Annotated in this window: 5 protein-coding genes and 1 pseudogene; 5 read left to right on the top strand and 1 reads right to left on the bottom strand. The window is 60.1% G+C overall.

The window, feature by feature from the left end; translation table 11 throughout:
• Positions 1-97 precede the first annotated feature (97 nt).
• Positions 98-736 (top strand): type III restriction-modification system methyltransferase, encoded by a 639-nt coding sequence (locus tag ON04_RS17145; protein WP_010542390.1) that lies wholly within the window; start codon positions 98-100, stop codon positions 734-736.
• A gap of 4 nt (positions 737-740) precedes the next feature.
• On the top strand, positions 741-3,821 hold the full coding sequence (locus ON04_RS14670) for a type III restriction-modification system endonuclease (RefSeq protein WP_010542391.1): 3,081 nt from the start codon (positions 741-743) through the stop codon (positions 3,819-3,821).
• 183 nt (positions 3,822-4,004) lie between these two features.
• On the opposite strand, the gene ON04_RS14675 is transcribed toward ON04_RS14670, so the two are convergent.
• Positions 4,005-5,531: an IS1634 family transposase gene (locus ON04_RS14675; protein ID WP_010542392.1), complete on the bottom strand. Its 1,527-nt coding sequence runs from the start codon at positions 5,529-5,531 to the stop codon at positions 4,005-4,007.
• A 263-nt stretch (positions 5,532-5,794) separates the two neighbouring features.
• Here ON04_RS14675 and ON04_RS14680 point away from each other — a divergent pair, with 263 nt between their 5' ends.
• The 3 genes and pseudogenes from ON04_RS14680 to ON04_RS14690 all read left to right on the top strand — a co-directional run.
• The gene (locus ON04_RS14680) at positions 5,795-6,688 is read left to right on the top strand and encodes a hypothetical protein (RefSeq protein WP_029458567.1); all 894 of its coding nucleotides are present in this window, start codon (positions 5,795-5,797) and stop codon (positions 6,686-6,688) included.
• A 338-nt stretch (positions 6,689-7,026) separates the two neighbouring features.
• Complete coding sequence (locus tag ON04_RS14685) at positions 7,027-7,701, top strand: helix-turn-helix domain-containing protein (protein WP_010542394.1); 675 nt, start codon at positions 7,027-7,029, stop codon at positions 7,699-7,701.
• 292 nt (positions 7,702-7,993) lie between these two features.
• Positions 7,994-8,498: pseudogene (locus ON04_RS14690) on the top strand (IS21 family transposase); the annotation flags it as partial.

Consider the following 8,498-nt stretch of genomic DNA (forward strand, 5'->3'; position numbering starts at 1 on the left):
TCGCCGGGACGCAACATCAATGCCGGGGCAGGTCGATTCGCCATGCCCCATGATTTCACAAACCCAACTGTAAAACTACTTCACACGCACGACACTAGTGCTCGACTTCTTCGCTGGTTCGAGCACCACGGCTCACGCCGTGCTCGCACAGAACATCGCGGATGGTGGACGGCGACGATTCATTATGGTGCAGCTCGACGAGAAGCCGGCGCCCAAATCGGAGGCTGCTAAGGCGGGCTACGCCACGATTGCCGAGCTCTCGCGCGAGAGGATTAGACGAGGTGCCAGGAAGGCGCTCGAGTCGGCTGGCCTCGCCTCCGAGGGCTTCGACGCCGGCTTTCGCACTCTCATGGTCGATTCGACCAATCTCGCAGATGTTCTCCGAACTCCAGACGAGACGGACCAGCAGGAGCTTGCCGGACTCGAGGACAATATAAAAATTGGGCGTTCGGGGCAAGACCTACTCTTCCAGGTGCTTCTGGACTGGGGTCTGGAAATGTCTCTGCCCATTGCCGTCGAGCTGGTCGAAGGCCGAGAAGTCTTCGTGGTCGACGAGGGCGCGCTCGTCGCCTGCTTTGACGATGAAGTCACTCCTGAACTCGTGCGTGCACTCTCGGAACTGCAGCCGCTCCGGGCGGTGTTCCGCAACTCGCGGTTCGCGTCTGATGACGCCCGGATCAATGCAGAGCAGATTTTCAATGAATTGTCGCCATCGACGGAAGTCAAGGCGATCTGATCTAATGAAACTTCAGTTCAAAGTCCAGCAGTATCAGACCGACGCGGTAGACGCGGTAGTCGACGCGTTCGGTGGGCAGCCCCGTCGCAGCGGTGTGTCGTATTTAGTAGATCCGGGTAAAGCCAAGCCCCGCGCTGTACCGGCGCTGTTCGAGACCAATGCGACGCCGGACTCTGGCTTGCGTAACGCTGAGATTGAGCTCTCGGACGCTCAGCTCTTGGCCAACGTGCACCAGGTGCAGAAGTCTAGGAACCTGCCGCTGGCTTCGAATCTCGTCGACAGCAAGGCGGCGCCGGGTGCTCCGAACCTCGATATCGAGATGGAGACCGGCACCGGCAAGACGTACGTCTACATCAAGACGATCATGGAGTTGAACAAGCGTTACGGCTGGTCGAAGTTCATCATCGTGGTGCCCTCGGTCGCGATCCGCGAGGGCGTGAGGAAGTCGTTCGACGTGACTGCTGAGCACTTTCAGCAGATGTATGGCACCAGGCCACGATCGTTTATCTACAACTCCTCTCAATTGCATGAGATCGAGCGGTTCAGCTCCGACGCCGGGGTGCAGGTTATGATCATCAACATCCAGGCATTCAACGCCACCGGCAAGGACAACCGACGCATCTACGACGTGCTGGACGACTTCCAATCACGCCGGCCTATCGATGTGATCAGTGCCAATCGGCCAATCGTGATCATCGATGAACCGCAAAAAATTGGTGCGGCTAAGTCGTTGGAGGCACTGTCGCGGTTCAACGCGCTGATAGTGCTGCGCTACTCGGCCACTCATAAGGTCGATCACACCAAGGTGCACCGACTAGACGCCTTGGACGCCTACAACCAGAAGCTTGTGAAGAAGATTGCCGTCCGTGGCATCACAGTCAAGGGGCTCGCTGGTTCGACGGCATATCTCTATCTTGATGCGATCGAGGTCAAGAAGGGCCAGCCCCCGACTGCCCGGATGGAGCTCGAGGTCCAAACCAAAACCGGTCCCATCAAGCGGCAGCTCAAACGTGTCACGAACGGCACCCGCTTGCATGACTTGGCCAACGGCATCGAGGCATACAAGGACCTCGTGGTTACCGACGTCAGCGCAATCGATGACATGATCACGCTCAGCAACGGCGACGTGGTGGTGGCTGGTCAGCTCGCGGACCGCGACGTCACCGAGGAGACGAAGCGTCGTATCCAGGTCCGTGAGGTCATCCGCGCCCACATCGACAAGGAACGCGAACTCTTCAACCAAGGCATTAAAATCCTCTCGCTGTTCTTCATCGACGAGGTCGCTAAGTACCGCGACTACGACCGCGAGGACACCCTCGGTGACTACGCTCGTGTCTTTGAGGAGGAGTACGAGGCCGCCGTCACCGAAGTGCTCGGAGAACTCGAACTCGACGAGGCCACTACTGCTTACCACCAGTATTTGCGGCGTGATACCGCTCGCGAAGTGCATCAGGGTTACTTCTCGATCGACAAGAAAAGCAACCACTTCGTCGAAGGCGCCGTGCACAAGGCCGGTGACGAGAAGGGGCAGTCTAAGGACGTCGGGGCGTATGATTTGATCCTCAAGGACAAGGAACGCCTTCTCTCGTTCGCCGAGCCGGTGCGCTTCCTTTTCTCCCACTCCGCATTGCGAGAGGGTTGGGACAACCCAAACGTCTTCGTTATGGGCATGCTCAAGAAGAGCGATAACACCATTTCACGTAGGCAGGAGATCGGCCGTGGTTTACGACTTGCCGTCGACCAACATGGCGAGCGGATGGACAATCCGGTCACGGTGCACGCCATCAACGAACTCACGGTCGTCACCGACGAGTCCTACACCGACTTCGTGGCTGGCTTGCAGAGGGAGATCGCCGAGTCGCTGGCCGCTCGCCCACGCAAGGCCAGCGTCAAGTTCTTCACCGGCAAGACCATTCAGACCCATGACGGTGAGACTGTCGTCGAAGAGGCCCTCGCGCGGGCGCTCTACAAGTACCTGGTCAAGAACGACTACGTCAACGACGACGACACCATTTCTGAGGTTTACAAAGCAGACCTGAAAGAACGCACCCTGGCGGAGCCGACGTCCGAGGAGCTCAAGGCGGTCATCGAGTTCCTCTGGCCGCTGGTCGATGCGCTTTACATCGACGTTCCGTTGCCAGCCAATGACCGCAAGCCCAAGAAGATCCCACTCAACGAGGCGAACTTCAAGAAGAAGGAGTTCCAAGAGCTCTGGAGACGGATCAACCACAAGGCCGTTTACCAGGTCGAGTTCGACTCCGACGAACTCATCGGCAAGTGCGTCAAGGCGTTAGACACCCACCTGAACGTCACGGCCATGCAGTACGTGGTCCAGGCAGGGAAGCAGCGCGACTCTCTCGAAGCCGACGACCTGGCGTCTGGCGTTGGGTTCAACGTCTCCACCACCTCGACCCAGACCGAGACTGTATCGGCTGGCTCCCAGGTTAAGTACGACCTGCTGGGGGAGATCACCGAAAAGACCCAACTCACCCGGCGGACCGTAGCCAAGATCCTCAGCAAGATCACCCCAGACATATTCGCCAAATTCCGTCTCAACCCTGAGCAGTTCATCACCGAAGCAGCACGATTGATCAACGAGCAGAAGGCGACGGTCATCGTTGAGCACCTGACCTACGACGCGCTCGAGGATCGGTTCGATTCTGCGATCTTTACCGAGAACCAGAGCGCACAGGACTTCACCAAGGCGGGTAAGAAGCTCACAAAGCACGTGTACGACTACGTCGTGACGGACTCGAAGGTCGAGAGGGAGTTCGTCACCGAGCTGGACACGAGCACCGAGGTCGCGGTCTATGCCAAGCTGCCTCACGGGTTCTTTATCCCCACGCCCGTGGGCGACTACAACCCCGACTGGGCGATCGCGTTTACCGAGGGAACGGTCAAGCACGTGTACTTCGTTGCGGAAACCAAGGGCTCCTTGTCGAGTCTTCAGCTGAGGGGTGTCGAGGATGCGAAGATCGAGTGCGCACGTAAGTTTTTCGCCGAGGTCAACCAGAAGTTTGAGGGCCAGGTTAAATACGACGTCGCCGACAGCTACTCGAAACTAATGGAGCTAGTCACTCCGTAAAGAGTGGCGGAGGCGCCCACTGAGTCGCCCGTGCTACATGGGCAGGAGACTGCCAACCACATCGCGCCGGCTAGCGCGGGCGCGATCGAGAGCCACGTGGACCATGGGTTACATTTTGCGCGTATTCCTTGATGGCCGCGGTTGTCCGTCGTCGACTGTTTATTATACCCGACTTGGCTCAATTTAGTGCGGTCGCTCGTCGGTGTTGAGCTTCGTGAGGAGCTCGTTAATCTCGGCGGGCACGGGCGAGGCGGCGTGGACGGTTTGTCCGGCGATGGCCAGCTCGAAGGTGCGGTAGCGCTTGAGGGTTCTGACCAGTCGTTTGAGCGATAGTCCGGAGCGTTTCTCCAGGAGATGCCCCACCGCCATAGCTGCCATCACGACGGTGAGGTGCGCGTCGATGGATTCGCGTTTGTGGTGGTAGATCGGCCTGGCCTTCAGGTCCGACTTGGACATGCGGAACGCTTTCTCGATCTTGAGCAGCTGCCGGTACGACCCGATGACCTGGTCCGGGCTCAGGTCCACGCGGGAGGTTTCGTAGCCCTTGATGCCGGCCAGGGCCCGGTTCTTTTCCACCAGGGCCCAGTTGACCTGCTTCTTCGGCGCTTTCAGATCGACGAACCGATTGCGCTTGATGGCGATCTTCCCAGCCACGGCCTTCTCCGCTTTATCGACCTGCTCGGAGATGCCCTTGAGGGTGCGGCGGGCCCGGTCCCACGAGTACTGGTAGTAGGTGATCGAATGCGGCACCCCGTCGGGTCCGCGCCCGGACCGGTCAGCGGCGGTCCAGATCTGCCCGTCGGTGTACTCGGCTTCCGGATTGGCTTTCCTCCACGCCTGTAGCGCGTACGGCACGTCGGGGGTCCTTGTGCCGAGGATGTAGTGCAGGCCAGCTTCGGTGATGGCCTTCTTGTTGCCGTCGGAGAACATGCCCGCATCGGCCACGACGGTAATGTCATCCACGTTGTAGGTTTCGGAGAATCGCTCGAGCATGGGCAGCATCGTGCGGGTCTCGGCCATGTTTCCCTCGAACGCGCCCACAGCCAGCGGGAATCCGGAGGCATCGGAGAGCAGCCCGACGGTGATCTGCGGCTCCAGGCGGCGCTCCTTGGAGAAGCCGGGCTTGCGGAAGTCATCGCCCTCGTCGGTCTCGAAGTACAGCGTGGTGACGTCGTAGAGCACGAGCACGCCAGGCCCGATGCCGGCGTGCGCGGCACACGCTGCGCTGAGCCGATCCCGGAACCCGGTCTCGGCATACGTTGGCAGCCTGCGCTTGATCGTGGCGTAGCTGGCCGAGAGGACCCCGATCTCGGCCAGGGTCTCCACCGAGTCGAGCTTCGACCCTGGCTGCACGATCCTGGCCATGACCAGGTTGGCGAACACTTGGTCAGTGCCGGTGGCCTCATCGAAACCCAGGGCCTGGTAGGCGCTGGTGATCGCATCGATCAGGTGCCCGGCCCTCTCGGAAGTCACCGGCACCGGCGCCGCCTTGGACCCGGTACCGGCTGGGGTCAGGTCAATCCCCAGGTCAAGGGGCTGCTGCTCGCCCTCGATGATCTGCTGGGCCTTGGCCCGCAACACCGCCAACTGCTCATCGTCATGGGCTGAACCGACGTGCTCAAGCTTCTTGGCCCCGCGACGCTCGGAGAAGACCACCTGCACCGCGGTAGCATCCGAGGCGGTCTTGACGGTCCGGACGTACGGGCTCACAACAGATGAATCTACCGGCCACCCCCACACCACCCGCTTAGTGCGGAAAAACCGGCACGGCGAACACAATCTCCGCTGGTAGCGACGTCAATATGATCCGGAACACCCGAAATTGAGCCAAGTCGGGTACATTTTGCGCGTATTCCTTGATGGCCGCGGTTGTCCGTCGTCGACTGTTTATTATAGGAATGGGGCAATCCCCCGGTGGAGAATGTCGTGAGCAGATTGGGACCAGAACGTCTTCTGGCCCATGCAACGCAGCGATGATGGGAAAGAAAGGTATTTGCGTGTTTAACTTGCTGATCGGCTATGCCGACGATGACGACGAAATTGCACCTGGGAATCGGTTGTTTGAATACACCGACGACGGAGTGCGCGAATACCTGGGGACGGACTATGTGCCGGCACTCACGATGCTGCCAACTCTCTCGATGCCCGAAATTCAAGATGATAGCTCGGGGCAGTTTGCCCGGGTTGGTACTATCGCGCCAGCTCACAACACTCGGTGGGGCCAAGCGTTTAAGTTCATACCAAATTCGAATATCGAGCCGATCCCAGTGGAGGCGATCCGTACTCTCGCCGACCGGTTGGCGATTAGCGCGGATCGCTGGGGAGAGTTTTCCCGAACGCATTGGGCAGTTAAGGACATCGACCTGTTCCGCGTTCTACTGGAACACCAATCAGTGCAGCGCCGAGGAGGCACGGGCAGCTTCCGTAAATCGGGTGCTGTTCAGTTCCCTGTCGACACCCCACGAGATCCCAAACTCGTTGCAGTGATGATGCCATTCGCGAAGCACTTCGACGTAGTGCACGAGACCATCCAAGATGCGGTGGCGGATGCGGGACTTACGAGTGAAAGGGTTGACGATATATGGGAACATGACCACGTCATGGGTGACGTTCTGTCGATTCTCTGGAAAGCGCAGATTGTCATCGCGGATCTCACAGAACGAAATTCGAACGTCTTTTACGAGGCTGGCCTCGCCCATGCTCTGCCGCGAAAGACTGTCCTACTGACGCAGGCTGCGGACGACGTGCCATTCGATCTACGGGCTATTCGCTACCTTAAGTACGGCGTTGGAACTAGCGAACGGCAGACACTCCGCAGCGAACTGAGCAAACGTCTCACGACTCTGATTAGGCAGGAGCGAGACTGAATGGAAGTTGTCGACCGAGATCATCTATTCGTGCACCAGCCTCTCTGGTTGTCTATCGGCGAGGTGAAACCACTGTCCGTCACCTGGACTGATTTCCGGTGCTAGATAAGGCTTGTCGGTGCTGTGGGTCCAGCGAGTTAAACCCACCTGCCGGTTCCGTCCACGACCGGTGTGAGGTCGACCAGGACGGTCACGAACGAGCTGCTGCCATCGCGGCTCTTCGATGTTGAGCGGGCAACCCTGGATCTGAGGGATCTGGCGCATTGACCTGCGCGAAGCCCTTGGCCTCCTGAAGTCTGGAAGTTGCGAAACACTCCGACTACCAGAGGGCCAAGGGCATGAATGATGCTACGACACTGCTGTTCGGGCTGCCCGGACTACGCGTCATCGCAGTGAGACAACAACCAGACGGCACCAGGATCGTGGACGCGGCCACCAACGATCCCGCCGCTGCGACCTGCCCCGACTGCGGCCTTGTATCGACATCCCGCAAAGAGAACACGGTCACCAGGCCAAAAGACATTCCCTACGGTGTCGACCGAATCCTGCTGCGCTGGAACAAATCCCGATGGCGATGCCGAAACGCGAACTGCGACCGCAACACCTTCACCGAGGTAACCGAACAAGTCCCGGCGCGGGCCCGCACCACCGGCCGACTGCGCGACCAGATCGGTGCCGCGATCGGGGACGCCGCCCGCTCGGTCGCCGAGGTTGCCGCCGCCCATGCGGTGTCCTGGCCGACAGCGCACCGCGCCTTCATCGCCCACGCCAGCGCGCTGCTCACCGAACCAACCCCCGTTCGGGTCCTGGGGATTGATGAGACTCGCCGCGGAAAGCCCAGGTGGGAGCAATGCAAAGACACCGGACGCTGGGTACGGGTCGATCCGTGGGACACCGGCTTCGTCGACCTCGACGGCAATCAAGGCATGCTCGGGCAGACCGAGGGACGAACCACTAAGACGGTGGTCGCGTGGCTGCAGGCCCGCACGCCTGACCTGAGTTCCACAAGTTGATGCCGTTCTAGGGTAGTTCGCTAGGATCGTCGCTGGTCATGAGGTTGAGCTTGTTATGCGTGGGTCACTAATCTGAGCGGTACTTGGGGGTGGTTGGTCTGTATGTGGTGAAGTCCCAGACCGCCTCCGGGTGAATATTCGTCTCACTGGGGGCCATCGCTATTGCCTCTCGGGGCCAGTAGGCAGGAACGCGATTATTGCGCTTGGGGGCCAGCAGTAGCGTCCGTGGGGGCCACCGGTCTCTAGGCTCCTTCCGCCGCGTGTATAGGGCACGTGGCGGAAGGAGCAATCCGTGACTGTACGGAAAATTAGGGCGAAGCTCGTGTTGCAGCTTCGCGCCGAGGGCCTGTCCGGGCGGGCGATCGCCGCCTCGCAGGGAATGTCCCGAAAGAGCATCACGGCGGTATTGGAGGCCGCCGATGCGACCGAGACGAGCTGGGACGACGTCGCCGAGCTGACCGAAGATCAGGTGTACACCCGCCTGTTCCCCGGGCGAGGAGAGCACGAGAGCGTGTTCGCCCAGCCGGACTGGGAGCAGGTCCACCGAGAGATGGCCCGGGTCGGGGTCACGCTCAAACTGCTGCACAGCGAGTACACCGACCAGTGCGCCACCTCCGCGTCTCCGGCGATGGGATATGACCGGTGGTGCAAGACCTACCAGCGACACGTGATGATCACCGGCGCCGCCTCCAGGGTCGGCCACAAGGCCGCCCAGACGGTCGAAGTCGACTGGTCCGGCCCAACGATGGAGCTCACCGACCCAGTCACCGGCGCAGCGACGAAGGTCTACCTGTTTT

The sequence above is a fragment of the Dietzia alimentaria 72 genome (assembly GCF_000226215.1).
Lineage (GTDB): Bacteria > Actinomycetota > Actinomycetes > Mycobacteriales > Mycobacteriaceae > Dietzia > Dietzia alimentaria.